Raw genomic sequence first — 26,727 nt, 5'->3', positions numbered from 1 at the left:
GGCGAATTCAAATGAAGTCGTATAAAGGATATTTAATTGACTTAGATGGCACCATGTATCGCGGAACTGAACAAATTGCCGAAGCGGCAGGGTTTATTAATGACCTAAGGAAAAGGGATATCCCTTATTTATTCGTCACCAATAATTCATCCAGGACGCCGGCACAAGTAGCGGATAAGTTAAGAAGCATCGGCATCTCAACAGAGGATGAACAGGTTTTCACGACAAGCATGGCCACTGCCAATTACATAGCCGAACAAAAGAAGGATGCATCGGTCTATGTGGTGGGTGAAGAAGGCATCATCGAGGCTCTTAAAGAAAAAGGCATGAAGCTTGTCGAAGAGCATCCGGATTTTCTGGTAATGGGCATCGACCGCGGCGTCAATTATGAAAAGTTGTCAAAAGCCTGTCTTGCTGTTAGAAATGGTGCTGTTTTCATTTCGACCAATGGTGATATTGCCATTCCTACTGAGCAAGGCCTTTTGCCTGGGAATGGTTCATTGACCTCCGTTGTTTCCGTTTCGACTCAGGTACAGCCGATTTTCATTGGAAAACCTGAATCCGTCATAGTGGAGCAAGCACTAAGGGTATTAGGGGTACCTAAAGAAGAGACAATCATGGTTGGCGACAACTATGATACGGATATCCTTGCCGGCATTAATGCAGGAATCGATACACTGCTTGTACATACTGGCGTGACGACAAAAGAACGCCTAAAGCAATATAAGGAGCAGCCTACGCATGTGGTGGACACTCTCGACTTATGGCGCTTCGAATGAAAAAAACAGGCCTGCGATCGCAGGCCTGTTTTTTTCATGTCTTTTTATTCTGCATTTTCGGTTCTATGGGCAAGCCGGCTTGAAGCGGCAGCTGCAATCGCCCCAACGATATCATCTAAAAAGGTGTTCACCTTACCTGTGCTTTTATCGTTTAGATATTTTAAAATCCCCGGCTTTTGTTTGTCGATGAAACCATAATTGGTAAAGCCGATTGATCCATATACATTCACAATTGAAAAAGCTAATATTTCATCGACCCCATATAGGCCTTCATCTATTTCAATTATGCTCAGCAGAGGCTCCTCAAGCAGTTTTTTCTCAGCTAGAATATCCAACTGAATACCGGTAAGTATGGCATTTTGGACCTCGCGTTTTGAAAGGACCCGTTCGACATTGTGAAGGCAATCGGACATTTGGAGATTTTCATGGTAGCCAGATTGTAAGTACATGACAAGCTCAGCGATATCCTCCAATTTCACTCCTCGTTCAATTAGCCATCTTCGAGCCGTTTTTTCAGACATTGATTGTTCAATATTAGCCATGTCATCACCCATTTCTCTATATTTTAAAGGGATAGTTCTAATGCATGTAGGTTGATTTGATTAAAATGAAAACCCATGAAGGATGTTTTGATCCGAATTTCCAATAAGGTTTCGATAATCATTCAGAAAACGGGTTATTCCACATATATATAAGTATATGATGTCCAATATTTCTATTATATCCATTTGATGAAGGGGGCCATTCCATGATAGAAGAAATCATTTTTAATAATTACGGCATACAGGTGGAGCTTGAAGAAGCCAATAGCAGGTTTCCAAGCTTCCGTTCAGGTAATATGGTTTACAGCATCGTTCCCATTGAAAATATGGAGCAGGAGGAATTAGTGGAACGGTATAAAATGTCTCAACATCTGATTTCACAAGGAGATCGTCACGTATCCGCCTTTGTCCTTGCCAATCATGGAAGTTATGTTTCGGAAGCGGATGAACAATTATTCATCCTTCTTGCCAATCACGCATTGGAAGGTCCGAAAAATTTCAATCCAGGAAGACGCCTGGCAAGATTTCATCAGCGTGGGAGAAATATTAATGAAACGATTCGAACATGTTCAAGGATCGGTAAATGGAAAGAACTCTGGGAACAAAGGATCGATCAGTTAGAAAAGATTTGGCGGGATAAGCTCAACGCCCATCCAGATAACCAGTTTGAAAAATTATTTATAGAAACCTTTCCCTATTATATGGTCCTAGGTGAAAATGCGATTCAATATTTAGTCGACACGGAAATTGATGATACCCCGCAAATTGTCGATAGTGGAACGGTTTGTTATGAACGTTTTTTACATGATACCTGGAAAAGCAATAAGTGGATGAAAAATCCGTTCGATTGGGTTTTCGACCACGGAACCAGGGATGTCGCAGAATGGGTGAGGGAACACTATTTTCAAAATGTGCATACCCATCAACGGGGCATTGGCCAATTCTTTCACGAATATCAATCCATTGAACCATTCTCCAGCTTTTCAGCCCGGTTGTTATATTCGAGGATGCTATTCCCCATTCATTATTTTGAAACGGTGGAAGAGTATTTTTCAAAAACGACGGAATCAAGGTCGCATGAGTTGGAGGATAAAATATCTTCTATCACGAAATCCTCCCAACAATATGAGTCCTTCCTCAAACATTTTTATGAATTGGCGGAGGTCCCGGCCAAGCAATATGATTTGCCTAAAATTGAATGGATTTAGATAAAAACGGGAAAGAAATATGATTCATCCTTACTTACTATGTTATGATGATAACAAGATTTTTTAGAATAATTAGATATTTAATCGCTAAGGAAGGATGGGACCATGAAAAGATTGATGTTGGCCGCCCTTTTAGCACTTTTAATCATCCAAACGACAAATCTTGCAAAAGCTGAAACGAAAACAAGTTGCGAAGTAAATCAATTCAAGATTGTCATGAAATCTGCTGCGGATGTGAAGGAAAAGGCGTCGGCTGCAAGCAAAACATTAATAACTTATAAAAAAAACAAAGAATTATCGGCAAGTGGAAGAACTGGAAACTGGTATAAGGTCTGTCACTCGAAAAAGACAGCCTATATCAATATGGCAAGTGTAAAAGAGGTTTACAGTACCAGTGAAAGAGCCCTTCTAAAGAAATTCGATAGCAGAAAAGGCGTTAACCAAATAGTATCGGTGACAGGAAAAGCGATGAGCGATACAAAGGTCACGATCCAAACGTATGAAAAGAAACAAGGGGAATGGCGCCGGGCATTGAAGAAGATGGAGGGGGTCATTGGGAAGAACGGCTTCACGAAGAGCAAAAAAGAGGGTGATGGAAAATCCCCGGTTGGAATTTATTCATTCGGTACGGCCTTTGGAAGTGAAACGAAGCCAGCCGGAATGAAAATGAGTTATAAGAAGACGAACAAATATGACTACTGGATTGATGATCAGACATCCATCGATTATAACAAGTGGAAAACCTATAAAGGAAATCCTGCAGTTAAATGGAAGTCTTTCGAAAGGATGAATCATGAACTCTATAAGTATGGCGCGGTTATTAATTATAATACGAATCCCGTCATAAAAGGAAAAGGCAGTGCAATCTTTCTTCATGTATGGAGAGGGGATACAAAGCCGACTGCGGGATGTACAGCCACAGCCGAAAAGAATGTCCTCAGTTTACTGAAATGGATGGATCCCGTGCAAAAGCCACATATTGTAATGGGTACAAATGATTCATTGAAGAGCGTTAAATAATAATCAGCAAAATGGTTTTCCTATAAAAAAATTAGCTTTACCCGTTCCTACTCGTTCAAGGGATGGACGAAAAAAGTTCGTGCATCCATCTTTTCTAACTATTGATAATTATATGAATTAAACTTATAATGTCTACTATACAAATACAAATGTTTTCTTCAGGTAAACAGTTTTTAAGGGGGAACCAAAATATGAAAGCCATCTCGATCGGTTTATTGGGGTTAGGTACAGTCGGATCAGGAGTCGTACAAATCATTGAAAGTCACCAGGACAAGCTCATGCATCAAGTGGGCTGTTCCATATCCGTTAAGAAGATACTAGTCAAAGACACGACGAAGGAGCGGCTTATCGAGGTCGATAAAGGAATGTTAACTGACAATCCTGAGGATATCCTTTCGAATCCCGAGATTGATGTTGTAATAGAAGTGATGGGTGGAATCGAAGAAACACGCAGTTATCTGATAGAAGCTATAAAAAATAAAAAGCATATCGTTACGGCCAATAAAGACCTAATGGCTTTATATGGACCGGAACTGCTGGAATTGGCCACCGAGAATCAATGTGATTTGTTCTATGAAGCAAGTGTGGCAGGGGGAATTCCAATTTTACGCGGTCTTGTCGATGGATTATCTTCTGACCGCATCACGAAAATGATGGGAATCGTCAATGGAACGACAAACTTCATTTTAACGAAAATGAGCAAGGAAGGCAGAGCTTATGATGACGTATTGAAGGAAGCTCAGGAGCTAGGATTTGCTGAAGCCGATCCGACAGCAGATGTAGGCGGATTGGATGCAGCCCGTAAAATGGCGATCCTATCAACACTCGGGTTTTCAATGAACATTGGCTTGAATGATGTTGAGGTACAGGGCATTACCGAGATATCCGAAGAGGATTTGAGATATAGTAAGAAGCTTGGTTATACAATGAAATTGATCGGCGTCGCTTCCAGGGCAGGGGATAGGGTCGAAGTAAGTGTCCAGCCTGCACTCCTTCCGGAAGCACATCCGTTAGCATCGGTAAATAATGAGTATAATGCTGTATACGTTTATGGGGAAGCAGTAGGGGAAACGATGTTTTACGGACCAGGGGCCGGCAGTCTTCCTACTGCAACTGCAGTCGTTTCGGATATGGTGACGGTCATCAAGAATATGAGGCTGGGCGTTAATGGCCGCAGTGCCGTTTCACCTCAGTACCCGAAACAATTAAAGGATGCCACTGAGATTTTCGCTAAGTTCTTTATTCGATTACATGTTCAGGATGAAGTTGGCGTTTTAGCCAGAATCACGAATTTGTTTGCCGAGCATGGAGTAGGATTCGATAAAATCCTTCAATTGCCTCTGGATGAAAAGGAATCTTCCGAAATCGTATTGGTTACACACACTGCCACAAAGGCTGCATTTGAGCAAATAATACAGAAATTACATGATTACAATATGGTAAGAGAAGTAAAAAGCACATACAGAGTTGAAGGAGAGGACATCAAATGAGCTGGCAAGGACTTATAAGCACGTATAAAGAATTTTTACCCGTTAATGAAAACACACCTGCACTAACCCTTTTGGAGGGTAATACACCTTTAATCAGACTGAATCGATTATCCGAAGAGTGGGGAATCGACTTACATGTAAAATATGAAGGGGCGAATCCAACTGGGTCGTTTAAAGACCGCGGAATGGTCATGGCCGTCGCCAAAGCGATAGAAGAGGGCAGCGACACGATCATCTGTGCTTCCACTGGGAATACATCGGCAGCTGCAGCTGCTTATGCGGCCCGTGCCAACCTGCGCTGTATCGTTGTCATCCCGGAAGGGAAAATAGCCATGGGCAAGCTTGCCCAAGCCGTCATGTACGGAGCGGAAATCATCTCGATCGAAGGGAACTTCGACCAGGCTTTAAAAATCGTCCGTTCACTTAGTGAGAGCTCACCGATAACTCTTGTGAATTCGGTCAACCCATACCGGATTGAAGGGCAGAAGACAGCGGCTTTCGAAATTTGTGATGCCCTCGGCTCAGCACCGGATATTTTGGCGCTTCCAGTCGGGAATGCAGGTAATATAACGGCTTATTGGAAAGGTTTTAAAGAATATAACGAATCGAAACAAACGGGTCTTCCTGAAATGAGAGGGTTCGAAGCTGAAGGATCGGCTGCAATTGTCAGGGATAGCATTATTGAAAATCCAGAAACGATTGCAACAGCCATCCGGATTGGAAATCCTGCAAGTTGGAGCTTTGCTGTGGAAGCAGCAAATGAATCCAAAGGCAAAATTGATGAGGTGACAGACGAAGAAATTCTGGAAGCCTATCATTTCCTCGCTAAAAAAGAAGGGGTATTTGCAGAGCCGGCATCATGTGCTTCCATTGCAGGCATCTATAAACAATTAAAAAGCGGTGAAATCAAAAAAGGAAGTAAGATTGTTGCCGTTTTGACTGGAAATGGATTGAAAGATCCGAATGTGGCAGTCAATACAAGCACGATTCAGCCGACATTGCTGCCAATGGATGAAGAGGTCATTTTAGAACATCTGCAGGGTGTGAAACAGGCATGAGTACGGAATCAGAGATGTTCTTGATCCGTGTACCAGCAAGTACGGCCAACTTAGGGCCAGGATTCGATTCCATCGGCTTGGCGCTAGGACTTTACTTGGAAATACACGGATCTTCATCAGATCATTGGGAAGTCGTTCCACTTTCAGAGGAAATGTCTGTTTTTCCAATGGATGATCGTAATTATATCGTCCAAATTGCCAAGGAAACGGCGGCATCCTATGGAAAGGAACTTTCCCCATGCCGGCTTTTCGTTTCCAGTGAAATTCCACTCGCCCGGGGTCTGGGAAGCAGTGCCTCTGCCATAGTGGCGGGGATTGAATTGGCGAACATCGTTGGTGAACTTCATTTATCCGAAGAGGAGAAGAATAGGCATGCTTCCCTCTTTGAAGGGCATCCGGATAATGCGGGGGCATCAGTGTATGGTGGATTGGTTGTGGGCCTGCATACGGAGGAAAGAACGGATGTCGTGTCGTTTCCAATCGAGGGAGTTAAGGTGATTGCTGTCATTCCTGATTTTGAATTGCTAACGGAGGATTCAAGAAATGTCCTTCCAAATTCGCTTTCCTATAAAGAGGCGATAAGCGGAAGTGCAGCCGCAAATGTTTTACTGGCAGGAGTTCTATCTAAAGATTGGAAGCTTGTTGGTGAAATGATGAAAAGTGATCGTTTCCATCAACCATATAGAGCAGAGTTGGTCCCTCATTTACCGCTTATTGAAGAAGTTGTCCTCAATCAAGGCGGATTTGGTGCAGCCCTAAGCGGAGCAGGTCCGACTGTTTTATGCTTGTCATCCGCTGAAAATAGTGAAAGTTTGCTCACAGTATTGAAGGAGAAATTTCCGGAATTTCTTGTGAGAGAATTGGAAATCGATAATGAAGGCAGTTATACGGCAACCCTTTCAGAACAGGAAAAAAAGGAATTGAAATTTTTGAAATCGTGAGCCATGCTTCATTCATTGTCCATATAAAAAAGCTGACTCGCGTCGAGCCGTATCAATTGATAGGGCAAAAGCCGAGTCAGCTTTATTTTTATTGCAGTCCAGAAAAGATTCCGGCCTGAATGAAAAAGGTTGAACGTGTATAGATGAAGTGAGCCTTCATCCATACGCTACATGTTATTTAAAGGGCCATTAGAAAACTTGTTCAACTTCCACTACACCAGGAACTTCTTCAAGAAGGGCACGCTCAATCCCAGCTTTTAGCGTAATGGTCGAACTAGGACAGCTTCCGCAGGCTCCTAGTAATCGTAATTTTACAATTCCATCTTCTACGTCAACTAGTTCACAGTCACCGCCATCACGAAGAAGAAACGGACGAAGCTTATCTAGGACTTCTTGAACTTGAACTTCCATTGTTTGTTCAGACATTGCAATCGACTCCTTTCCTAATCATATTATAAAGCGAAGGTAGTAAAAAATCCAACTGTAACTTTGCGGAAATATAATCTATATTATTCTGGTATGATGGAAACAGGTGAAGTTTTTAAACATTATTCAAAATGAAGGAGGAAGAGTATGGTAAAGAAAGAAATTGAGATAGAAGTGTATGGTGCGGAGCAAATTTGCGCAAGTTGTGTGAATCTCCCTTCTTCGAAAGATACCTGCGAGTGGCTTGAAGCCGCTTTAACGAGGAAGTTTCCTGAGCAAAAATTCAAAATATCCTATATAGATATGTTTAATCCTCCAGAAGCGCAAAAGCAAAAGAGCTTTGCCGAGAAGATGATCGAGGAAGATTTATTTTATCCACTGGTCCTCATCGAAGGAGAAATCATCGCAGAAGGAAATGTGCGTCTCAAAAAAGTGGTGGAAACGATGGAAAAATACGGATATACAATACAAATGTGATATATAATGGAAGAAATAAGAAAAACTGACCCATGAATGAGTTGCATGCAGCTCATTGGGCCAGTTTATAAAATGTAGCTTAGATGGGTTGGAATCAACCGTTATGGTATTTATACATCCAGAGAATGCCTGATTTCATCAGTCGTGCCACTCTACCGGTGATTGGGCGATTTGCAACAAGACCGAAACCTTGTTTCTTCCCAAGAGAACCTAATGTCCCTTTTAATTTCATTGTCGGGAAGCTTTCAGGAAGTGGTTCATTTGCCCATTTCTTTACAAGAACCTGCACGATTTGCTCTGCTTGGGACTCCGCTAATTGAGCACTAGGTGCATGAGGCAGGCTCGCGCAGTCGCCGACCACAAAGATGCTGTCATCATTAGGAAGGAAATGCTGAGGAGTCAGAACGGCTCTTCCTTGACGGTCTTTTTCAATATCCATATCGCGGATGATCTTACTTGGCTGGATTCCAGCTGTCCACACGATGACGTCGCTTTGAACGGCTTCGTCGCCATTATAAAGAAGGTTTGGCTCAACTTTCGTTATATTTGAATGATGGACGATTTCGATAGTATGCTTATCGAACCATGATTCGACAAAGGTGCTTAATCTTTCTGGGAAAGCAGATAGAATATGCGGTCCACGGTCGAATAGCTTAACGTTTAAATCTGAACGGCTTTCAATCAATTCACTTGCAAGCTCAACACCACTCAGTCCGCCACCAACGATAGAAACGGTTGCACCGGCACCTAAATTATTCAAGGCTGAATATGTGCGGCGTGATTTATCGATTGTTTGAATACTGTAGGTATGTGTGTCTGCACCAGGAATATTGTGGTATTTATCTTCGCAGCCAAGGCCAATGACTAAATCATCATAAACGACAGGATCTTGATTTTCTATAATGACTTGTTTATTTTCCATATCGATGGAAAGTACTTCTCCGTATACGTTCTTCAAGCGAGGATGTTCAGGAAATGCAACACGGATGTGCTGATCTGGAATGGTACCTGCTGCTAAAGCATAATATTCCGTTTTTAAGCAGTGATAAGGATTTCGGTCGATAAGCGTGATGCTCACATTTTCAGGAAGCTGATTAGGCAGCAATCTTTGCAACATGCGCATACCACCATACCCGCCACCAAGTATGACTAGATTCTTCATATGATTTTTCCCCTTTATTTGATCTCTTGAAAAATTTGACTAGCATTTAACTATAGGATTCCCCCAAATGGTCCCCTTTAAAGTTTAATTAAATATATATACCCCAATTAGTAGCAAGAATAAAAAATTAGATAATTTTCTTTAATTTACGTACCCCGACAAAAGTATAACGAATATAAAAGGAAATCACAACCGATATCTTGAAATCGGCTGATTTTTTATGCGTAAATATTGACTGTAAAAGGGAAAAGTAATAAGATGGTTTGTTAGTAACTGTGAGGTGAAACAATGTACCCGATTATTGAATTTTGTGTAAGCAATCTGGCCAGCGGCGCTCAGGAGGCTCTGGAAAGATTGGAGCGGGATCCGAACTTGGATATCATAGAATATGGTTGTCTGGGTTATTGCGGCAGATGCTCCAGTAACTTATATGCTCTTGTAAACGGTGAAGTGGTTTTTGGTGACACAACGGATGAATTGGTTGATAAAATATATAAGTACATTGATGAATATGAAATGTTTTAATCATCAATGGTGAACAAAAGGCTGTTCCTTCGCGGACAGCCTTTTTACTATCAGTGCAGCAACGAGTTGGTTGTTCGTTGCTTCTTGAGTTCCTGAAAGCGGTCCCTGGCCATCTGGATGATGGAGGCTTCCCGGGCATTGTTTTGACTTTCGAACACTAATGAAAAATACTTGATGGCTTCCATTTCATTTCCTATCCTCCTTGAGATGTCGCCAGCGAGATAGAGGATTCTGGCTTCGGATACCTGGGTGCCGCTGAAGTCTCCTGTTGTATAGGATGCTTCATATTCCTTTAGGGCGAACCTCAAAAATCTTTCTTCTTGCTCCTTGTTTTTGTTCATCCTATATAACCATGCTATCCGCAAACAGATTCCGGCAAGGATTATATGTTTTTCCTTTTTTAAAGCTCCGCAATAACTCGCCAGCTTGTATGTATTGATCGCGTCTTTAATAGACCTCTCCTTGCTAAAATGGTGGGGAACCCACTGGGAGCTTACTTTTTCCATAATGATTTCCGGTGTAGTGGGGGGGAAGTATCGGGAGAAATCCTCCGAATACGAAAAGCCGCAGTGAGGGCAAACAAAGATATTATAGTAAAGTGCGTTAACGGCTGAATCAGCATAAATAGGGCAAAAGTCCGTGTCATATTTAGCAACTTTCACAAAGCGCGACCGTACCTTTTTAGTGGTTGATTTTTGCTTGCATAAAAGGCATTCCATGCTTTTATCATATAGAGGATGTATGCCTAAGATGGAGATTACCCCCTTACTGTAATTTAGAGTCGGGTCCAATAGAACGGTTCATTATACCTATGAACTTTATTATAAACTAATTTTTGTTGGTAAAATAGGTGGGGGAATATGAATTTTTTCAAGCTGGAAAATTGAGCGTGGGAATTTCTTTGGTATATACTATAAAGAGTAATAGTTCTATCTCACATATCAGAAGAAGGAGGGATTTATTGTGAGTGAAGTTGTTCAAATAACGGAAGCTGCCGCTTTTCAGATAAAAGAAATGATGAAACATAATGGTGAAGAGGGTTCCTTTTTAAGAGTGGCCGTTAAAGGCGGAGGCTGCAGTGGATTATCCTACGGAATGGGTTTTGAGCAAGAGCCCGGAGAAAAAGATAGCCAGCTGGAACAGTTTGAAATTAAGATCCTTGTTGATGCCGAGGATGCAGATATATTGAATGGAACGGTAATTGATTATAAACAAACGATGATGGGCGGGGGCTTTACGATCGAAAACCCAAATGCTATCGCTTCATGCGGTTGCGGGTCTTCCTTCAAAACGGCAAAAAACGCCGGAACGCCGGAGAATTGCTAAGAACTCTTATCATTGAGAAAAGGGGGGGCACTTTAACAAGTGCCCCCCCTTAGTTTATGGGTAAAAGAGATTTGGAATGGTCTCAACCATGATTTTAGAACATGGCTAGGTACTTGGAAGGTCGAATAAAATGCTCCAGCTGAAAACAGCTGGAGCATTTATTAAAGAAAAAACCAGGCAAACATCAAATTTGACTACAGTCTAGGAGGCACTAAAAAGAGTGCCCTTTTTCATGCTTATTTGCTGCATTAAATATTGTGCAGGGACTCCGTGATTGGGAGGGTGCCGCTGGAAATCTCGAATGTTTTATTGAATGTTTTTTCCTCTGAGATAGATTTGGCAAGAACGGCGGCGACGTCGGCCCTTGGAATGGAATTGTCTGTATGTTCCACTTTCTCATCCGCAAATATTTTTCCGGTGGCTTGTTCATTTGTCAAAGCAACCGGCCGGACAATCGTGTATGTCAGCCCGCTTGCTTTTAAATGTTCATCGGCATCATGCTTTGCTTCGAGATAATGGCGCATTCCTTCTTGGGATTGTTCTGGATTATCGGAACCGACAGAGCTTAACATGACAAAACGTTCGATCCCCTTCTTCTTGGCGGCATCAACTAGTTTAATGGCTCCATTCTTATCCACAGTTGTCGTTTTATCCGGCCCTGTTTTCGGTCCAGATCCGGCTGCAAAAATGATTGCCTCCATGTTATCCACTGCTTTATCCACATTTCCCTCTAAGTCGGCAAGGATTGGGTGTCCGCCGAGTGCTTTTATCGTTTGGGCCTGTTCTTCTTTCCGGATCATTCCGTAAACAGTCATTTGTGGATTTTTTGATAATTCTCCAATGATTTGCTTTCCTGTCGTACCATTGGCTCCTGCAATTAAAATATTCATATATGCATTCTCCTTTCATGGCCTCTCTATTCTTTACCCTTAGTATGACAAGGGTAAGCGTTGTGGATAAGTAATGGAAAAAGTTATCCACAATCACCGAATTGGGGACAATAAAAAAAACCCGGCCATGAAAGTCGGGTTTTAGCGTAATTTTAAAACATGGAGGAACTATGCATCGGCTGAACTTTTGCTTTTGGGTCAATATATTGTTTGGCATGATTGACGGCAGTGGGTGCCTCACCAAAACCGCTTGCAATTAATTTTACTTTGCCATCATATGTTGCAATATCACCTGCTGCATAAATTCCCGGGATATTCGTTTCCATTCTGGAATTCACCAAAATACTGTTTTTCTGGATATCCAGTCCCCATTCCTTGATGGGACCAAGAGAAGAAACGAAGCCGTAGTTGACGATGACTGCATCCACCTCCATCGTCTCTGTATCTTCACCGTTCGTATCCTTGATGACAATTGTATGGATCCGTCCGTCTGTACCAATCAACTCTGAAGGTATGTAAGGAGTCTTTATTTCAACTTTTGAATTTTTAAGTGTTTCTACACTATGTTCATGGGCACGGAATTTATCTCTTCTGTGAATGATGCTCACTTTCTCGGCGATCGGCTCCAGCATCAGGGCCCAGTCCACTGCTGAATCCCCACCTCCGAAGACCACAACTTTTTTGCCGGCAAAATGATTGAGGTCGTCGATGAAATAGTGAAGGTTGCCGCTTTCGTATTTTTTAGCATCATCAATTTCGATGCGGCGGGGTTGGAAAGCCCCATTTCCAGCTGTGATGATAATCGTTTTGGAGTAATGGATTTCTTTATCAGTCGTTAACTTGAAAACTCCATCAGCTTGCTTTTCCACTTCTTGAACGGCTTGCTCCAGGACAACATCCTGCTCGAACTTTGCCATTTGTTCTTTCAGGTTATTCACTAGCTCCTGAGCACGCACTTTGGGAAAACCAGCGATATCATAGATGTATTTCTCAGGATAAAGGGCCGACAATTGTCCGCCTAATTGTGGCAGGCTCTCGATGATTTTTACGGATGCCTGCCTCATTCCTCCATAAAATGCAGTGAATAATCCAACTGGGCCTCCGCCAATGATGGTAATATCATAAACTTTTTCATTAACTTCCAACGTTATCCCTCCGATATACTAGGTTTGCTGAAATTTATTCTCTTATTTTAACATAGATGGTCTTTGAAAAAACGGAGAAAGTTAGAAAAGTGAGAAAGTTTTGACTATATGAGGGCGGTTTCGTCATGTATGTTCTTTATCCTCTTTCAAATGTGGCTAAAATTACCCTTTGCCAATGTTAAGCATATCGTAAAAGTATGGATGGAAACTGGGTGAAAAGTAACGTTTTTCGGCATGTTTTTAACCCGAAAAAGTTCGGTTTGTTACTTGAAAAAGGTATGGAAAAAGACTAATATTTACTTAGACATCATTTGGTAAAATTTTTATGAATTTTTGATGACAATTACGAAGTGTTACGTGAAATTCGTCACAAATGTATAAGAGTGCTTTTTATAATGGAAATTAAGAAGATAGACAATATATTTTAGTTATGGAAAGCATAACAAGAAAATATCGTAAAGGTGGAAGAATACTTTTGAAAAAGCCAACTATCGTTGTTTTAGGAGCAGGTTATGGTGGATTGATGACTGTTACTCGCTTACAGAAGGCATTAGGTCAAAATGAAGCAGAAATCGTATTAGTTAACAAAAATGATTACCACTATGAAACAACATGGCTGCATGAAGCATCGGCTGGAACGCTTCATCATGATCGTGTGCGATATCCAATCAAAAGTGTCATTAACAACAAAGTTAAATTCATCCAGGATTCTGTTTTGGAAGTGAAAACAGAGAGCAAAAAAGTCATCCTTGAAAACGGCGAAATTTCTTATGATTACTTAGTGATTGGACTTGGACCTGAATCAGAAACGTTCGGAATCCAAGGGCTAAAAGAATATGCTTTCTCTATTTCTAACGTGAATACGGCACGTAAAATCCGTGACCATATCCAATTGCAATTTGCTACGTACAGTTCTGAGGTCGAAAAGAATGAAGACCGCTTGACGATCGTTGTTGGAGGGGCAGGATTTACGGGAATCGAATTCCTAGGCGAATTGGCTAACCGTGTCCCTGAGCTTTGTAAGGAATACGACATCGACTTCCAAAAGGTTCGTATGTATTGTGTGGAGGCAGCACCAGCCGTCCTCCCTGGCTTCGATCCGGAATTGGTGGATTATGCAGTATCTTACCTTGAGAAAAAAGGTGTCGAATTCAAAATCGGTACACCGATCAAGGGGGCGACTCCTGAAGGCATCATCGTGGCAAAAGGCGAAGATGAAGTGGAAGAAATCAAAGCGGGAACCGTAGTGTGGGCAGCTGGCGTACGTGGAAACTCCGTGATAGAGGCTTCCGGCTTTGAAGCTATGCGCGGACGTATTAAAGTGAACCTTGACATGCGGGCACCGGGTCATGACGATATCTTTATCGTAGGGGACTGCGCTTTGATCATCAACGAGGAAATTAACCGTCCATATCCACCTACCGCACAAATCGCGATGCAGCAAGGTGAGGTCATTGCGAAAAACCTGACTAAATTGGTTCGTAACGAAAGCGACCTTGAAACATTCACTTTCGAAAACAAAGGAACGGTATGTTCACTTGGTGAAGACAACGCGATTGGTGTTGTATTCGGCAAGAAAGTTACAGGTAAGACTGCATCATTCTTGAAGAAAATGGTTGATAACAGAGCGTTGTTAATGATTGGCGGAGCTTCCCTTGTTGCTAAAAAAGGTAAATTCAACGTCCTTTAATTTTTTCTAATATACAAATAAAGGCCATTTGGGGGACTTTCCCTGAATGGCTTTTTCATTGACATCCCATCAATGGGTGAGTGCGTCATCTATTGGAGTATGCACGGTTCTTATATGGAACATAATGGGGTAAGGATGATGAAGCTTAATCGTATGTTCTTCTGCTGTTTGAAGTTTACAATAATAATGAATGAATATTGGGGGAAGTGGGTTTTGGTGGAACGATGCAAAAATGTTTGGCTTGCTGTGTCCGGCCTTGTGATATCTGATAAAGGTGAATGGCTGGTCGTGAATAAAAGGTATGGCGGATTGAAAGGGCAATGGTCGCTTCCGGCAGGTTTTGTCAAAAGTGATGAAACCGTCGATGAAGCTGTCGTAAGGGAAGTGTTGGAGGAGACGGGTATTCATACAGAAATTGAAGGGATTGTAGGAGTGAGAAGCGGAGTCATCAAAGGGAATATAAGTGATAATATGTTGATATTTTTACTTAAACCGGTCAGTTTTGAAGTAACCGCTCAGTTGGATGAATTATATGAAGCTAAATTTTATGACCCTGATTTACTCATGCAGGAGGGAAAGCAATCATTACTATTGGAACAGCTTTTAGCTTTTAAAAAGGAAAGAATGCAGACGATGCTTGACGGATTGAACCCGGGAGATCAATTTGGGTATACATCATATAAATTATTCATGTGATTTGGGTAATTATCTTTTCTTCGGAATTATTTGGTATTAGTCGTTGACGCAGCAATTATTTTTTCAGTAAACTAAAGGTGTCGCTTTTTAAGGAGGGTCAAGAATAACATGCCATTGCCGGTTTTAATTATCTCAATACTCTTATTTTTCATATTGTTTTTCGGAATTGGCTTTTTGCTGAATATGCTCTTTCGTTCTTCGTGGATCATGGTCTTCTTATTTCCAATCGTCTTCATCATCATTGTCAATGAAACAAAGCTAATAGAATATTTTAGGAATCCGGGAATATCTTTTTCTAATCTTGGTACGAACCTTACATCCCTGCATACGGCAGACATCATTATTTTATCAAGCGGGCTGCTTGGCGCGGTTTTAGCTGGTGTGGTCATCAGGATTCTAAGAAATAAAGGATATCAAATGTTTTAATAAGGGAAGGGCCGTCATGTATGGATGGTCCTTTTTTTGTAGGCTGTTTTCGCATACTTTGTTGCTATTCACTTAGTAATGCGGTGTGGTTGATTTCCCCTCCAGATGCTCGCTTTCCGCGGGGCGGGGCGGTGAGCCTCCTCGGCGTAAACGCCTGTGGGGTCTCACCTGTCCCGCTGCTCCCGCAGGAGTCTCGCACTTCCGCTCCAATCAACCTTAAATCGTTTCGTTTTAAAAACCAATCTTTACGAAAAGAGCCTTTTTTGTAAGAAAAATTGGTTCTTTCCGTGCTTTATGAATACTTTCACTCCGTAAAGGGAACAAATATCCTTGTGAGAGGAGTGGAACTAATACATATGAAGATTGTTAAGGCGTTATTTTTGAGGGTTGCTATTATCATATTATTTATCTTGGCTATCGAATCGACCTTAAATCATGTTTTTGGTGCGGTGCCTATGGATCATCCTTTTGAAGAGGTGATGAGACAACATCAAACGCTTGGTCTCGAATATAAAGCCATCCATAGTGGAGGTCAAGTGGCGACGCTAATGGCATCCGCATCCACGAGCGATGGGCCCACGACAATAGCGGAGGCAATCGAGCTCTCGAAATACCCGAAGCATGAAGTTTTGGCTACAGGATATACAGCAGGGTATGAATCAACCGGAAAGTATCCGGAAAGCCCATCCTATGGGATCACTTATTCAGGGGTGAAGGTGAAACGGGATCTGTTTTCCACCATTGCCGCCGATCTTACCGTGTTCCCTCTCGGAACCATCCTTTGGATTCCGGGCTATGGATATGGGGTTGTAGCGGACAAGGGTGGTGCGATCAAAGGAAACCACCTGGATCTATACTACGAAACGGTTCAGGATGTATACGAGAATTGGGGGAAGAAAACCCTTGAAGTATATGTTGTTCAAAAAGGGAACGGCGAGTTATCCGAAGAACAGTTAAGTAAGTTGAATGAAACCAAGATCAGGCAGGTATTCAAGCCTAAAATCGCTCAGAAAACATTGGACGGGAATGTAGCTTCCTTTGCTTTTTAATGATGGACAAAGGTGAAAGCGAAAGGCTGCCTCAGTTGAGGCAGCCTTTTTGATTGTCTGTTTTCCTCGGAAAGTCCTTAGTCCATGCTTTTGTAGGCTTCAGGATGCAGAGTCTTTGCCAATTTGGAAAGCCCATCCAGTAATCGCGGGGAGGGCCGGCAGAATAAAGGTTCTTCCATGATGTGAATATTATTATCCCGGACTGCCTTCATATCAGTCCACCCTTTCCGTTTCTTGACCAGCTCCGGGTTTACTTTTCGTATAGGGACACCGACCCAAGCTAAGCAAATGTGGTCAGGATCCTTTTTTTGGACCTCTTCGGAAGTGACCTGAATGCTTGCCATGTCGACATCTTCGAAAAGGTTATAACCTCCCGCAAGCGTGCTGATCTCGGATAACCAATTAACTCCCCCGGGGCTGAATAAGGGATTAGGCCACCATTCCCAATACAGGGACGGCTTTGTTTCGATTTTGTCGGCGACGTTTTTATATTGAAGGATGGCATCACGGAATTTGGCAGCCTGTTCCTCTGCTTTTTCCTTAAGATTCATGGCCTCTCCCAAGGTCAGTAAATCTTTTGCGATATCTTCAAGTGATTGCGGGTTGAAGATGATATGGGGGAGGTTCCGTTCTTTTAGCCCCTCAATATTTTTTTCCATGCCAGGTACACTTAGTGAAGCCAGCACCAAATCGGGTTTTAGTGATTCTACACGATCGATATCAATCGATAAATCGGGACCTACCTTAGGAAGGTGCTGTAAGGTTTCAGGCCAATCAGAGTAGTCATCGATGGCGATCAGCTGATCTTCAATCCCTAGATATGTGCAGAGTTCAGTATTGCTGGGGCAAAGAGAGATTATTTTCAAATTGAACACCTACCCTTGAAAGATGAAAAAGTGAAGTGCCAGCGCAATGAATACTCCGGTCAAGGCTCCGAAAAATACCTCGATTGGCTTATGTCCCAACAGTTCCTTTAATTGTTGCTGTTTCTGTTTATCTGCTTTTTTCTGCCAGTTCTTTGCTTGCTCGACAAATGTATTGAAGTCGGTAACGAGCTGGTTCAAGACGGCTGCCTGTTCTCCTGCCTGCCGTCTCACTCCTGTCGCGTCGAACATCGTGATGATTGCGAAGATCGCGGCAACGGCAAATACAGGGGAATCCATTCCGGTTTCGATTCCTACCGCTACGGTTAGGGCTGACACGGCCGCAGAGTGGGAGCTTGGCATACCGCCCGTTGAGTTAATGAGTGACCAGTTCACTTTACGAAATGCTATGAAGTGGATGGGCACTTTAATGAATTGAGCAAAGAAAATGGCAATCAATGCTGCGATTAAAGGGAAGTTGAGTAATAATTCCAAGAGTATCAGCCTTCTTTCTAGTTATAAGTAAAGATGAAATCCATATATGGGTAAATACATCCTGCTCGGAATTAGGCCCTTATTATTAGTTCCATTCAGTCCTGTCGATTCCCTGCTGGTATAAGTATAAATATGATCTTTCTTATACTATTACTCTAAAGTCACTCATTCTAAACAATATCCCTTGTTATTATTATTTTCGCGGGCCTTATTCGAAAATTTTTGAAGATTTCGTTATAATGGATGTAACCGAATGGAGGAGGTAGCAGAATGTTCACAGTAAAAGATTCCTTGAATATAGATTTGATTGATGAATGCCTGATTCTGGGCGTATTTGACAGACCCGTAAAATTCTCAGGCATTGGAAAAGAAGCGGATGAACGATTGGACGGCCAGCTTACAGAGTTAGTGAAGGAGGGAGAAATCTCTACCAGGAAAAAATCAGTGGTCAAAATACATACATTAGGTAAATTAGGCATAAAGAGATTGATTTTCGTAGGGTTGGGCAAGGAAAAGGAGCTATCTTTTGAAACGCTCCGCGAAGCATTGGGAAAAGCCCGTAAGACGATAAAAGAATCCAAGATTACGACACTTTCGATCGCACTGGATACATTCACGACTGAAAATCTGGATGCATTGGACGCAGCGCATGCTTGTTCCGAGGCTTTTGAACTTGCTTCCTATAAATTTGACGGATACAAGCAAAAATCGAACCAGGTTGAAAAAAGCCTTGAATCAATTACGGTTTACAGTGAATTTGATCAAGAAGAGGTCGGCGCCGCGCTTCATGTAGGGAGAATCTTCGGAAGGGCGACGAACTCAGCGAGAACATTGGTCAACACGCCAGGCAATTTGTTGACTTCAACGGATTTGGCGGATTATTCATCTGCCTTGGGCGAACGCTATGGTTTTGAAGTGGAGATCCTCGAAAAGGAAGATATGCTTAAGTTGGGAATGGGTGCACTCCTTGCCGTCAATCAAGGTTCGGTCGAGCCTCCGAAAATGATCGTCCTGAAATATCAAGGCAGGGATGAATGGAAGGATGTTATCGGGTTGGTAGGTAAAGGCATCACATTCGATACGGGTGGATACTCATTGAAAACGAAGGCTGGAATCGTTGGAATGAAGACGGATATGGGCGGTGCGGCAGCTGTTTTAGGTGCAATGGAAATAATCGGCGAATTGGGACCGGACCAAAATGTCGTGGCTGTCATTCCTTCCACTGATAACATGATCAGCGGTGATGCATTCAAGCCCGATGACGTGATCACTGCCATGAGCGGCAAGACGATAGAGGTATTGAATACGGATGCGGAAGGCCGGCTGGTTTTGGCGGATGCCATGACTTACGCTAAACATCATGGTGCTGAGTATCTTATTGATGTTGCCACTTTAACGGGTGGTGTCATAACGGCGCTGGGCATGGATATGACGGGTGCAATGACAAATGACACGGAATTCTATGAACAAGTGGTCAAAGCCTCAGAGGAGGCCGGTGAGCCCATTTGGAGATTGCCGATTACGGAAAAGGATAAAGAGCGGGTACGCAATAGTAAAATAGCGGATTTGAATAATTCACCTGGAGGGGCGGGGCATGCGATCATGGGCGGCGCCTTCATCGGTGAATTTGCCGAAGACACTCCGTGGGTCCATCTGGATATTGCCGGAACATCCACAACCTCGAGCAGCTCTGAATTGTGCACGGCGGGGGCTACCGGTGTCATGGCACGAACGCTTGCACTATTGGTCGAAACCTTTGAATCGAAAACAAGATGAACCCAAATATCCGAAGCCGAAAATAGGCTTCGGTTTTTTTACCAAAAAGGGTATTGGACGGACATTATATATCCCTCCATTTCAAGCTTACGATGATATGGCAATTTTCTTCCCCTGCTTTAGGATAGAAATCAAAACGGATCCCATCGGGGTTATACGTGATATCAGGTTCGTTCTTAATTCCTATCTTTTTGATCATATCGATTACGACATTTTTTTGCGATGCTTGGGCAGCAGTCATCAACCGGTTCGAAAAAGGCTTGGATGTGGCTAAAGTATCCATGACTTTTTTTACATCAAGCATCAAAGATTGCGAGGTCTTTGCCGATTTTACTAGCAGATCTGGATTGGTTGCCGAGTAGGGTCGCAATGTTCCTTCCCGTTCCCGATTCATATTCATTGCCCTGGCGTGAGGCGGAAACAGGATAGGGTCATATAAAAAATAAGGGAAATCCTCCAAAAGGTTTCCTTCCTTTCCTTGAGTCTGTCTATAGACACGTTTTCGTTATACGTTAAAATATGTATAAAGGCCAGCCGATATGATAGCGGTTTGGGGATGACCTTTCTTCTGCAAAAAAACTTCTTGAAAATTATGATCAAAGACACACTATTATTTGTAAACTGCTTCATTGACAGGTATAGTGTATAGTAATATACTTACTTACCTAAAGTAAGGAGAAGGCACACTATAAATTATAAAATAGGTGATGTTAACATGAAAATAACCGAGGAAACAAAAAACCTTTTAATAGATAAAATGAATATCATAAAAACACCGGGAAAAGCTGATATATGCCTTGTAGGGCCTGTGAACCTGCCTGTTGAGCAAGGAGATTTCTCAACAGTTTTCCAATGGTATACATGGCTGCAGCTTGACGGATCGGATAATGACAAGGAAGCGGTGCTTGATTCGCTTTCGGAAGCCAACCTCGCTTTTGGACAGCAATCCTCCGTATTGGTGTATGGTGACTTTAAAAAGTCGGAGGATGCACTTGTCCGGATGCATAGCATCTGCCACACAGGTGATATATTCGGCAGTAAACGCTGTGATTGCGGCTACCAGCTCCACCAATCGATGAAGATGATAGCCGAGCATGGGTGCGGGGCCATTTTTTACCTTGCGGACCATGAAGGAAGAGGGATCGGCCTATTTTCCAAATCTCTTGCCTATTTGCTTCAGCAGGAAGGTTATGACACGGTCGAGGCGAATGAGGCTTTAGGATTCGAAGACGATACGCGATCTTACGAGGGAGCCATACGCGTGTTGAGGGAACTGCGCGAGGATCCGGTGACTTTAATCACGAACAACCCCAAAAAGCTGGACGCCCTCACGAAGCATGGCCTTGCGGCGAAGGACCATATTCCGCTTTGGGGCGGTTTGACGGAAGATAATAGTTTCTATCTCGATACAAAGGTTAAGAAGTCTGGGCATATTCCCGAAAAGAAGCCAACTTTGATTGTATAAGGAGAGCTATAGTATGAATGATGATCAATATTACATGAAGCTGGCACTGGATTTGGCAGCCAGTGCAAAAGGAAAGACGAATCCGAATCCTGTGGTCGGAGCAGTCATAGTCAAAGACGGTGTGATAGCCGGGACAGGGATCCACCGTAAAGCGGGTGAACCGCATGCGGAAGTGCATGCTTTCAAAATGGCGGGAGAGTATGCAGAAGGTGCAACGCTATATGTGACTCTTGAGCCTTGTTCCCATTATGGAAAGACACCTCCTTGTGCAAATTTGGTGAAAGAATCAGGTGTCCGGCGGGTTGTCGTGGCTACTCAAGATCCGAATCCGGAAGTGGCAGGCAGGGGGATATCGATCCTAAAGGATGCGGGAATTGAAGTGGAAGTTGGCGTCCTGAAAGAGGAAGCTCAAAGGCTGAATGAGCGTTTCATTCATAATATGCTGACGAATAGGCCCTTTGTCATATCGAAGTATGCGATGACGCTCGATGGAAAGCTCGCAACCCACACAGGCCATTCAAAATGGATAACAGGAGAAGAATCACGTCATTCCGTTCATTTGCTGCGTGATGAGGTGGATGCCATTCTCGTTGGAATCGGGACTGTGTTGGCCGATGATCCATCACTGACGACCAGACTTCCGGAGGGCAATGGGAAAAATCCGATCCGGATCATTTTAGACAGTGAATTACGGGTTCCCTTGGATGCCAATGTTGTACAAGCAGCAGATGCGAAAACCTTGATCGTAACGCATGAAAATGCACCTGCGGATAAAATGGACCTTTTACGTGAAAAGGGGGTCGAATTCATTTTTGTCCCCAAAAACGAAACGGGATTGAATCTAAGGGCTTTGATGGAAGAGCTGTATAAAAAGGGGATTACTGATGTCTTGCTGGAAGGCGGAAGCGAAGTGAATGCCTCTTTCCTTAGGGAAGGGCTCATCGATAAATACTTGATTTATATAGCTCCTAAACTATTGGGCGGGAGAAACTCACTAACTCCGTTTACTGGAATGAATGTGGATTCGATGGGTGAAGCGATGGATGTTTCCTTCTCTGGCGTGGAAACGTTTGGTGAGGATATACGCATCATGGCTTATCCTAAATTAAAATAGACAACAGGTGAAGAGGTATGTTGGTTAAATCAGATGTATGCATAGTCGGATCAGGACCGGGAGGAGCGCTGCTAGCTTATCTATTGGCCAAGCAGGACATTTCAGTCGTCCTGCTTGAGAGGCATTCTGAGGTTTCAAGGGAGTTCCGGGGTGAGTTCCTGAACGATGAAGGAGAGGCCATTCTTAATAAGCACGGTTTATTCGAGAGTGTGGAAAGACTAGGGTTACTTAGGATGGAACAAATTGAATATTGGAATGACGGCCAACTATTCAAGAGGATTTTCCCGGAATTTCCTATGGACCATGTTGGGATACATGTCCCTCAAAATCATCTGATTCCAGCTATATTGAATGAAGCCATAAAGCTGGAATCTTTTAAATTGATGATGAATACGAGGGTTACTGACTTGATACAGGATGAAATGGGCCGTTTTACGGGAGTCAAGGCTCGAAATGGCGGAAATGACCTGGAAGTGCAAAGTTCATTGATAATCGGAGCGGATGGCAGATTTTCCATCGTTCGAAAAAAAGCGGGAATTCCAGTCGTGATTAAAAATCATGGCTATGATTTACTATGGGCAAAAATTCCAGCTCCGGAGGGATGGAAGCCTTCGATCAAGATGGCATTGGTCAATGGCTCCCAAGTTGCCCTCTTTACCCAGGCTGGAGGTTTCATCCAAATTGGCTGGAATATAGAACATGGTTCATTTCCCCATTTGCGAAAACAGCATTTTGAACCGTTCATAGAAGATTTGCTATTTGCCTTTCCTGAATTAAAAAAGGTTGTGCATGAAAATATCCGCACTTGGCAGGACTTCATTTTATTGGATGTTTACAGCAGCTATTGTGAAACATGGACAAAGGATGGCGTTGCTTTATTAGGTGATGCAGCCCATACGATGACGCCTACAGGTGCGTTCGGACTCAATTGTGCCATGAAGGATGCCGATATATTGGCCGAGCTTATTTCTGGATGCATCCTGCAGGAGGATACTGGCTTCCTTGGACTTAAAATGGCTGAGCCAAAAAGAAAAGCCGAGATTGAAAGATTACAGGCCATTCAGGTGGACAAGGAAATTTCCTTTGCATCACAGTTTGCCGCAGCTTATGTTTGAATAGGAGTGAAGGATATGAAATTCGGTTTTGATATTGACGATACCCTTATTAACTTGAGGGAGTTCGCGTTCCATCTTTATAATGAAAAGCTTAATACAAACATAGAGTTAACGAAATTCAGAGCTTTAAAGACGTTGGAGATTCATGAAGCTTTCGGGCTTGATAAAGAGGCTGGGGGCAAAATGTGGAACAGCCTTGCCGATGAAGTGTATTATTCATCCTGTCCGGCCTTCGAGGGCGCAGTGGAAACGCTACAGGAACTTGAACGCGATGGTCATGAAATCTATTACATCACCGCCAGAAAAGCGGAGCATGGTGAACGGACGAAGAAATGGCTGATTGAAAACGGCTTTCCGGTTAAGGATGACCATTTTTACTGCGGGATGAAGGATCATGAAAAAATTGATACGATCCGCAAATTGGAATTGGATTATTATTTTGATGATAAACCGGCAGTGCTGGAAACGTTATTGGATATTCCAACGAAAGTGTACGCAATGGATAACTCCTATAACAGGGAATTGGATATTCCAAGACTGACAAGCTGGTATGAATTAAAAGAAATCCTCTCCAAATAATGCAAATCACATAATTGACGGATGACTTGATAGACTTGGGTCATCCTTTTTTTGTATACTAATATGAATAACGGTTCATTTTTTGCTAAAAAAACAAGAGAGTCGGGGGTAATGGGATGGAGAGAAATATTGAAAAGTCATTGATAGGTACGCTTGGGATTGAAATGAAAGAAGTCGGCGAGGGGAAAGTCATTGCGACGATGCCTGTGGATGAACGGACTAGGCAGCCGTATGGTTTATTGCATGGGGGAGCGTCCGTTGCGCTTGCGGAATCCGTTGCAAGCTTTGGAGGAATGCTGCTGGTAGATAGTACAAAACAAGCCGTCGTCGGCCTTGAAATCAATGCCAATCATGTTAGGGGCGTCCGTTCAGGTTTTGTGACCGCAGAAGGGAACATCATGCATCGCGGGAAGACAACGATGGTGTGGGACGTGAAAATTCGTGATGAAGAGGATCATCTTATCTGCATTTCACGCTGTACATTGGCGGTTATCGACTTACCAAAGCCAAAGTGAATCAAAAGAACGATCTCAATAAAGGGACGCAATGATTCTACGGTGTCCGGTTTAAGTATAAGATGGCAGTAGACTATTGTATGAAAAGAGGTTTTTTTATGCTGGTGGGTCATATACAAGAAATCACCCGTCATCCTGTAAAATCATTCACTGGTGAACAGGTACAGAAAACGAAGGTGATGGACTATGGACTATATGGAGATCGCAGTCATGCCTTTAAAGGTAAAAATGGGAAGTTCCTGACGATAACCCAGGTCCCTGAAATGGTCCGTTATCAAGCTGCTTTTTCTGGTGAGGAAGCACTTGACCAATATCCGGAAATCCAAGTGAAGACCCCTTCAGGAAACGTTTTGACATGGGGAGAAGGAGCCTTTCAGGAGGAAATGGAACGGTTGTTGAAACAGGAGGCAGAACCAGTTGTTTATCACCCTGCACATATTCCGTTAGGAGCGATTGAAGAAGAAAACATCCTGCTTGTTAGTGATGCCTCGATTGGCGAATTGACAAAACTTTGGGGAAAAGAACTGGATGGCAGGAGATTCAGGCAAAATTTAGTGCTATCTCTAGTGAACAAAACACCCTTTTTAGAAGAGAAATGGTTCGGAAAAAGGATCCTAATCGGAAATGAAGTGGAATTGGAGATCAAAAGGCATTGTGAACGCTGTATGATCATAACTGTCGATCCAAGCGATTCCCAGAGAGATCCATCGCTTCTGAAAACTGTGGTCAAGGAAAGAAAAAATCATTTTGGCGTATATGCCTCGGTTATGCAAACAGGTGAAATCAGAGTGGGCGATAAGGTATTTTTAAAGGATTGAGACAGAAAAGAGCTGCTCCTGTAATCAGGGCAGCTCTTTTGCAATGGCAGGAATCACGGGTTTTTCTTTAAATCATCCTGGACACTCCGATCCCACATTTTTACGCCAGTATGATAAGCCGAGCGCATGATTAAATGTCCGGCAACAGGGCTGGTCATGAAGATAAAGATGATCGCGAGCACGACACGGAAATCGAAATGGCTATGTTCATAATAAAAATATAACAAGGTGCCGATCAGGATGAACATGATTCCAAGTGTCGAGCTTTTTGAGGCAGCGTGATTTCTTGTATAGACGTCGGGCAGCCGGATGATGCCGAAAGCCGAGACTAAAAAGAGAAAGACTCCCATTAAAAGGAATAGGGCCGATAGGATTTCAACGATTACGGTCATCTTCGATTATCTCCCCTTTCTCAAGGAATTTGGCGAAAGCGACCGTTCCGATGAAAGATAGGATCCCGAGCAGAAGAATGGCTTCCAGATATGCGCTTGTATCCATGACAATGGAGGCAAGTGCAACGATTGCGATAAGATTGATTCCCATTGCATCGAGTGCGATGACGCGATCCGGCACGGAAGGCCCTTTGATTAAGCGGTATAAGAATCCAATCATGGAAAGCGAAACACCGAGCAGCGCGATTTTAAGCATTAGATCGAACATTATTTGCCCACCTCCATAATCGCTTTTTCAAATGTATTTTTAATGCTGTCCACGGCCTCAACTTTGTCGGCAATATCCATCGCGTGGATATAAAGAATCCGATTATCTTCCGATACTTCAACGACAAGTGTTCCTGGTGTCAGAGTAATTAAATTCGATAGTATCGTAATTTCCCAATCCTTGGTCAGCACGGTTTCAAATGCGAATATGCCAGGTCTCATATCCAGGTTCGGTTTAAGCACGGCCTTCAGGACGCTAATGTTGGAAAGTATAAGTTCCCTTGCGAATATGAGCAGCAATAAGACGACGGCATTCACCCTTTTCAAGTAAAAACGATCATTGAAAAAATGACGGAAGACGAACATGATGCCGAGCCCCAATAAATATCCGATGATAAAAGTGCTCCCGTTAAACTCATTTTTTAAAAACATCCAGATAACCGCAAGGAACACATTCAGTAAAATTTGGAATGACATC

32 protein-coding genes are annotated in these 26,727 nt (G+C 42.8%); 20 read left to right on the top strand and 12 right to left on the bottom strand.

The window, feature by feature from the left end:
• Window positions 1-11: 11 nt before the first annotated feature.
• Window positions 12-779, top strand: a complete 768-nt coding sequence (locus tag MPH60_RS18820) for a TIGR01457 family HAD-type hydrolase (protein ID WP_241592726.1) — start codon at window positions 12-14, stop codon at window positions 777-779.
• A gap of 44 nt (window positions 780-823) precedes the next feature.
• On the opposite strand, the gene MPH60_RS18815 is transcribed toward MPH60_RS18820, so the two are convergent.
• Window positions 824-1,321 carry a phosphatidylglycerophosphatase A family protein gene (locus tag MPH60_RS18815; protein WP_063234039.1) on the bottom strand — a complete coding sequence of 166 codons (498 nt, stop codon included), beginning with the start codon at window positions 1,319-1,321 and terminating at the stop codon, window positions 824-826.
• 206 nt (window positions 1,322-1,527) lie between these two features.
• On the opposite strand from MPH60_RS18815, the gene yutH reads away from it, so the two are divergent.
• The 5 genes from yutH (at window position 1,528) to thrB (ending at window position 7,038) form a co-directional block, all read left to right on the top strand.
• The gene (gene yutH, locus MPH60_RS18810) at window positions 1,528-2,529 is read left to right on the top strand and encodes a spore coat putative kinase YutH (RefSeq protein WP_241592733.1); all 1,002 of its coding nucleotides are present in this window, start codon (window positions 1,528-1,530) and stop codon (window positions 2,527-2,529) included.
• Window positions 2,530-2,634: 105 nt separating this feature from the next.
• A complete protein-coding gene (locus MPH60_RS18805) occupies window positions 2,635-3,549 on the top strand; it encodes a L,D-transpeptidase family protein (RefSeq protein ID WP_241592735.1) in 915 nt (304 codons plus the stop codon).
• Window positions 3,550-3,740: 191 nt separating this feature from the next.
• A complete protein-coding gene (locus MPH60_RS18800; RefSeq protein WP_241592737.1) occupies window positions 3,741-5,039 on the top strand; it encodes a homoserine dehydrogenase in 1,299 nt (432 codons plus the stop codon).
• On the top strand, window positions 5,036-6,097 hold the full coding sequence (gene thrC / locus MPH60_RS18795; protein ID WP_241592738.1) for a threonine synthase: 1,062 nt from the start codon (window positions 5,036-5,038) through the stop codon (window positions 6,095-6,097). The genes MPH60_RS18800 and thrC overlap by 4 nt, the downstream gene beginning before the upstream one ends.
• The gene (gene thrB, locus MPH60_RS18790) at window positions 6,094-7,038 is read left to right on the top strand and encodes a homoserine kinase (RefSeq protein WP_241592740.1); all 945 of its coding nucleotides are present in this window, start codon (window positions 6,094-6,096) and stop codon (window positions 7,036-7,038) included. The genes thrC and thrB overlap by 4 nt, the downstream gene beginning before the upstream one ends.
• Before the next feature lie 189 nt (window positions 7,039-7,227).
• Here thrB and MPH60_RS18785 read toward each other — a convergent pair whose 3' ends face one another.
• Complete coding sequence (locus MPH60_RS18785) at window positions 7,228-7,464, bottom strand: NifU family protein (protein WP_034310199.1); 237 nt, start codon at window positions 7,462-7,464, stop codon at window positions 7,228-7,230.
• A gap of 147 nt (window positions 7,465-7,611) precedes the next feature.
• Here MPH60_RS18785 and MPH60_RS18780 point away from each other — a divergent pair, with 147 nt between their 5' ends.
• On the top strand, window positions 7,612-7,941 hold the full coding sequence (locus tag MPH60_RS18780) for a YuzD family protein (RefSeq protein WP_241592741.1): 330 nt from the start codon (window positions 7,612-7,614) through the stop codon (window positions 7,939-7,941).
• 94 nt (window positions 7,942-8,035) lie between these two features.
• On the opposite strand, the gene MPH60_RS18775 is transcribed toward MPH60_RS18780, so the two are convergent.
• Window positions 8,036-9,103 (bottom strand): NAD(P)/FAD-dependent oxidoreductase, encoded by a 1,068-nt coding sequence (locus MPH60_RS18775; RefSeq protein ID WP_101223635.1) that lies wholly within the window; start codon window positions 9,101-9,103, stop codon window positions 8,036-8,038.
• 288 nt (window positions 9,104-9,391) lie between these two features.
• Between MPH60_RS18775 and MPH60_RS18770 the strand changes: the two genes are divergently transcribed.
• The gene (locus tag MPH60_RS18770) at window positions 9,392-9,628 is read left to right on the top strand and encodes a YuzB family protein (protein WP_098371467.1); all 237 of its coding nucleotides are present in this window, start codon (window positions 9,392-9,394) and stop codon (window positions 9,626-9,628) included.
• Window positions 9,629-9,678: 50 nt separating this feature from the next.
• Here the strand turns inward: MPH60_RS18770 and MPH60_RS18765 are convergent, their stop codons facing one another.
• A complete protein-coding gene (locus tag MPH60_RS18765; protein WP_272492833.1) occupies window positions 9,679-10,419 on the bottom strand; it encodes a DUF2225 domain-containing protein in 741 nt (246 codons plus the stop codon).
• Window positions 10,420-10,591: 172 nt separating this feature from the next.
• On the opposite strand from MPH60_RS18765, the gene MPH60_RS18760 reads away from it, so the two are divergent.
• Window positions 10,592-10,954 carry a HesB/IscA family protein gene (locus MPH60_RS18760; RefSeq protein WP_241592743.1) on the top strand — a complete coding sequence of 121 codons (363 nt, stop codon included), beginning with the start codon at window positions 10,592-10,594 and terminating at the stop codon, window positions 10,952-10,954.
• 248 nt (window positions 10,955-11,202) lie between these two features.
• Here the strand turns inward: MPH60_RS18760 and MPH60_RS18755 are convergent, their stop codons facing one another.
• Both MPH60_RS18755 and MPH60_RS18750 read right to left on the bottom strand, forming a co-directional pair.
• Entirely contained in the window at window positions 11,203-11,844 is a 642-nt protein-coding gene (locus tag MPH60_RS18755; protein WP_241592744.1) for an SDR family oxidoreductase, read from the bottom strand.
• A gap of 152 nt (window positions 11,845-11,996) precedes the next feature.
• Window positions 11,997-12,989 carry an NAD(P)/FAD-dependent oxidoreductase gene (locus MPH60_RS18750; RefSeq protein WP_241592746.1) on the bottom strand — a complete coding sequence of 331 codons (993 nt, stop codon included), beginning with the start codon at window positions 12,987-12,989 and terminating at the stop codon, window positions 11,997-11,999.
• Window positions 12,990-13,464: 475 nt separating this feature from the next.
• On the opposite strand from MPH60_RS18750, the gene MPH60_RS18745 reads away from it, so the two are divergent.
• The 4 genes from MPH60_RS18745 (at window position 13,465) to MPH60_RS18730 (ending at window position 16,850) form a co-directional block, all read left to right on the top strand.
• Window positions 13,465-14,679: an NAD(P)/FAD-dependent oxidoreductase gene (locus MPH60_RS18745; protein ID WP_241592748.1), complete on the top strand. Its 1,215-nt coding sequence runs from the start codon at window positions 13,465-13,467 to the stop codon at window positions 14,677-14,679.
• Between the two features lie 216 nt (window positions 14,680-14,895).
• Window positions 14,896-15,375, top strand: coding sequence for an NUDIX domain-containing protein (locus tag MPH60_RS18740; RefSeq protein ID WP_241592845.1), 480 nt, complete (start codon window positions 14,896-14,898; stop codon window positions 15,373-15,375).
• Window positions 15,376-15,483: 108 nt separating this feature from the next.
• Complete coding sequence (locus tag MPH60_RS18735; protein WP_034310217.1) at window positions 15,484-15,801, top strand: YuiB family protein; 318 nt, start codon at window positions 15,484-15,486, stop codon at window positions 15,799-15,801.
• A 356-nt stretch (window positions 15,802-16,157) separates the two neighbouring features.
• The gene (locus MPH60_RS18730) at window positions 16,158-16,850 is read left to right on the top strand and encodes a 3D domain-containing protein (protein WP_241592750.1); all 693 of its coding nucleotides are present in this window, start codon (window positions 16,158-16,160) and stop codon (window positions 16,848-16,850) included.
• Between the two features lie 77 nt (window positions 16,851-16,927).
• Here MPH60_RS18730 and MPH60_RS18725 read toward each other — a convergent pair whose 3' ends face one another.
• Together MPH60_RS18725 and MPH60_RS18720 are read right to left on the bottom strand one after the other, a co-directional pair.
• Window positions 16,928-17,716 (bottom strand): cobalamin-binding protein, encoded by a 789-nt coding sequence (locus MPH60_RS18725; RefSeq protein WP_241592752.1) that lies wholly within the window; start codon window positions 17,714-17,716, stop codon window positions 16,928-16,930.
• Between the two features lie 9 nt (window positions 17,717-17,725).
• Window positions 17,726-18,208 (bottom strand): divergent PAP2 family protein, encoded by a 483-nt coding sequence (locus MPH60_RS18720; RefSeq protein ID WP_034310222.1) that lies wholly within the window; start codon window positions 18,206-18,208, stop codon window positions 17,726-17,728.
• Between the two features lie 270 nt (window positions 18,209-18,478).
• On the opposite strand from MPH60_RS18720, the gene MPH60_RS18715 reads away from it, so the two are divergent.
• A complete protein-coding gene (locus MPH60_RS18715) occupies window positions 18,479-19,984 on the top strand; it encodes a leucyl aminopeptidase (protein WP_241592754.1) in 1,506 nt (501 codons plus the stop codon).
• 64 nt (window positions 19,985-20,048) lie between these two features.
• On the opposite strand, the gene MPH60_RS18710 is transcribed toward MPH60_RS18715, so the two are convergent.
• Window positions 20,049-20,444 (bottom strand): hypothetical protein, encoded by a 396-nt coding sequence (locus MPH60_RS18710; protein ID WP_241592764.1) that lies wholly within the window; start codon window positions 20,442-20,444, stop codon window positions 20,049-20,051.
• 255 nt (window positions 20,445-20,699) lie between these two features.
• Here MPH60_RS18710 and MPH60_RS18705 point away from each other — a divergent pair, with 255 nt between their 5' ends.
• From MPH60_RS18705 to MPH60_RS18680, 6 genes are all read left to right on the top strand, one after another.
• The gene (locus MPH60_RS18705) at window positions 20,700-21,449 is read left to right on the top strand and encodes a GTP cyclohydrolase II (RefSeq protein ID WP_241592766.1); all 750 of its coding nucleotides are present in this window, start codon (window positions 20,700-20,702) and stop codon (window positions 21,447-21,449) included.
• Window positions 21,450-21,462: 13 nt separating this feature from the next.
• Window positions 21,463-22,563 carry a bifunctional diaminohydroxyphosphoribosylaminopyrimidine deaminase/5-amino-6-(5-phosphoribosylamino)uracil reductase RibD gene (gene ribD, locus MPH60_RS18700; RefSeq protein ID WP_241592768.1) on the top strand — a complete coding sequence of 367 codons (1,101 nt, stop codon included), beginning with the start codon at window positions 21,463-21,465 and terminating at the stop codon, window positions 22,561-22,563.
• Between the two features lie 17 nt (window positions 22,564-22,580).
• A complete protein-coding gene (locus MPH60_RS18695; RefSeq protein ID WP_241592770.1) occupies window positions 22,581-23,678 on the top strand; it encodes an FAD-dependent monooxygenase in 1,098 nt (365 codons plus the stop codon).
• Window positions 23,679-23,693: 15 nt separating this feature from the next.
• Window positions 23,694-24,257: a 5' nucleotidase, NT5C type gene (locus MPH60_RS18690; protein WP_241592773.1), complete on the top strand. Its 564-nt coding sequence runs from the start codon at window positions 23,694-23,696 to the stop codon at window positions 24,255-24,257.
• A gap of 116 nt (window positions 24,258-24,373) precedes the next feature.
• Window positions 24,374-24,772 carry a hotdog fold thioesterase gene (locus MPH60_RS18685; protein WP_241592774.1) on the top strand — a complete coding sequence of 133 codons (399 nt, stop codon included), beginning with the start codon at window positions 24,374-24,376 and terminating at the stop codon, window positions 24,770-24,772.
• Between the two features lie 98 nt (window positions 24,773-24,870).
• The gene (locus MPH60_RS18680; RefSeq protein WP_241592775.1) at window positions 24,871-25,590 is read left to right on the top strand and encodes an MOSC domain-containing protein; all 720 of its coding nucleotides are present in this window, start codon (window positions 24,871-24,873) and stop codon (window positions 25,588-25,590) included.
• A gap of 53 nt (window positions 25,591-25,643) precedes the next feature.
• Here MPH60_RS18680 and mnhG read toward each other — a convergent pair whose 3' ends face one another.
• Genes mnhG through MPH60_RS18665 form a run of 3 tightly spaced genes read right to left on the bottom strand, consistent with a single transcriptional unit; the run spans window position 25,644 to window position 26,726 of the window.
• Complete coding sequence (mnhG, locus tag MPH60_RS18675; RefSeq protein WP_241592776.1) at window positions 25,644-25,982, bottom strand: monovalent cation/H(+) antiporter subunit G; 339 nt, start codon at window positions 25,980-25,982, stop codon at window positions 25,644-25,646.
• Window positions 25,966-26,238, bottom strand: coding sequence for a Na(+)/H(+) antiporter subunit F1 (locus tag MPH60_RS18670; protein WP_370023645.1), 273 nt, complete (start codon window positions 26,236-26,238; stop codon window positions 25,966-25,968). The genes mnhG and MPH60_RS18670 overlap by 17 nt, the downstream gene beginning before the upstream one ends.
• Before the next feature lie 11 nt (window positions 26,239-26,249).
• Complete coding sequence (locus MPH60_RS18665; RefSeq protein ID WP_241592777.1) at window positions 26,250-26,726, bottom strand: Na+/H+ antiporter subunit E; 477 nt, start codon at window positions 26,724-26,726, stop codon at window positions 26,250-26,252.
• Window position 26,727 lies beyond the last annotated feature (1 nt).

This window comes from Peribacillus sp. Aquil_B1, assembly GCF_022603275.1.
In the GTDB taxonomy this organism is placed as follows: domain Bacteria; phylum Bacillota; class Bacilli; order Bacillales; family DSM-1321; genus Peribacillus.
Note: the sequence above shows the minus strand (reverse complement) of the source record. Positions and strands in the feature narration are given on the sequence as shown.

Excerpts from the sequence above, each read along its gene's own strand:
- MPH60_RS18820 (WP_241592726.1), top strand. The coding sequence starts at position 12 with ATGAAGTCGTATAAAGGATATTTAATTGACTTAGATGGCACCATGTAT.
- MPH60_RS18815 (WP_063234039.1), bottom strand. The coding sequence starts at position 1,321 with ATGGCTAATATTGAACAATCAATGTCTGAAAAAACGGCTCGAAGATGG.
- yutH (WP_241592733.1), top strand. The coding sequence starts at position 1,528 with ATGATAGAAGAAATCATTTTTAATAATTACGGCATACAGGTGGAGCTT.
- MPH60_RS18805 (WP_241592735.1), top strand. The coding sequence starts at position 2,635 with ATGAAAAGATTGATGTTGGCCGCCCTTTTAGCACTTTTAATCATCCAA.
- MPH60_RS18800 (WP_241592737.1), top strand. The coding sequence starts at position 3,741 with ATGAAAGCCATCTCGATCGGTTTATTGGGGTTAGGTACAGTCGGATCA.
- thrC (WP_241592738.1), top strand. The coding sequence starts at position 5,036 with ATGAGCTGGCAAGGACTTATAAGCACGTATAAAGAATTTTTACCCGTT.
- thrB (WP_241592740.1), top strand. The coding sequence starts at position 6,094 with ATGAGTACGGAATCAGAGATGTTCTTGATCCGTGTACCAGCAAGTACG.
- MPH60_RS18785 (WP_034310199.1), bottom strand. The coding sequence starts at position 7,464 with ATGTCTGAACAAACAATGGAAGTTCAAGTTCAAGAAGTCCTAGATAAG.
- MPH60_RS18780 (WP_241592741.1), top strand. The coding sequence starts at position 7,612 with ATGGTAAAGAAAGAAATTGAGATAGAAGTGTATGGTGCGGAGCAAATT.
- MPH60_RS18775 (WP_101223635.1), bottom strand. The coding sequence starts at position 9,103 with ATGAAGAATCTAGTCATACTTGGTGGCGGGTATGGTGGTATGCGCATG.
- MPH60_RS18770 (WP_098371467.1), top strand. The coding sequence starts at position 9,392 with ATGTACCCGATTATTGAATTTTGTGTAAGCAATCTGGCCAGCGGCGCT.
- MPH60_RS18755 (WP_241592744.1), bottom strand. The coding sequence starts at position 11,844 with ATGAATATTTTAATTGCAGGAGCCAATGGTACGACAGGAAAGCAAATC.
- MPH60_RS18735 (WP_034310217.1), top strand. The coding sequence starts at position 15,484 with ATGCCATTGCCGGTTTTAATTATCTCAATACTCTTATTTTTCATATTG.
- MPH60_RS18730 (WP_241592750.1), top strand. The coding sequence starts at position 16,158 with ATGAAGATTGTTAAGGCGTTATTTTTGAGGGTTGCTATTATCATATTA.
- MPH60_RS18715 (WP_241592754.1), top strand. The coding sequence starts at position 18,479 with ATGTTCACAGTAAAAGATTCCTTGAATATAGATTTGATTGATGAATGC.
- MPH60_RS18705 (WP_241592766.1), top strand. The coding sequence starts at position 20,700 with ATGAAAATAACCGAGGAAACAAAAAACCTTTTAATAGATAAAATGAAT.
- ribD (WP_241592768.1), top strand. The coding sequence starts at position 21,463 with ATGAATGATGATCAATATTACATGAAGCTGGCACTGGATTTGGCAGCC.
- MPH60_RS18695 (WP_241592770.1), top strand. The coding sequence starts at position 22,581 with ATGTTGGTTAAATCAGATGTATGCATAGTCGGATCAGGACCGGGAGGA.
- MPH60_RS18690 (WP_241592773.1), top strand. The coding sequence starts at position 23,694 with ATGAAATTCGGTTTTGATATTGACGATACCCTTATTAACTTGAGGGAG.
- MPH60_RS18685 (WP_241592774.1), top strand. The coding sequence starts at position 24,374 with ATGGAGAGAAATATTGAAAAGTCATTGATAGGTACGCTTGGGATTGAA.
- MPH60_RS18680 (WP_241592775.1), top strand. The coding sequence starts at position 24,871 with ATGCTGGTGGGTCATATACAAGAAATCACCCGTCATCCTGTAAAATCA.
- mnhG (WP_241592776.1), bottom strand. The coding sequence starts at position 25,982 with ATGACCGTAATCGTTGAAATCCTATCGGCCCTATTCCTTTTAATGGGA.
- MPH60_RS18670 (WP_370023645.1), bottom strand. The coding sequence starts at position 26,238 with ATGCTTAAAATCGCGCTGCTCGGTGTTTCGCTTTCCATGATTGGATTC.
- MPH60_RS18665 (WP_241592777.1), bottom strand. The coding sequence starts at position 26,726 with ATGTCATTCCAAATTTTACTGAATGTGTTCCTTGCGGTTATCTGGATG.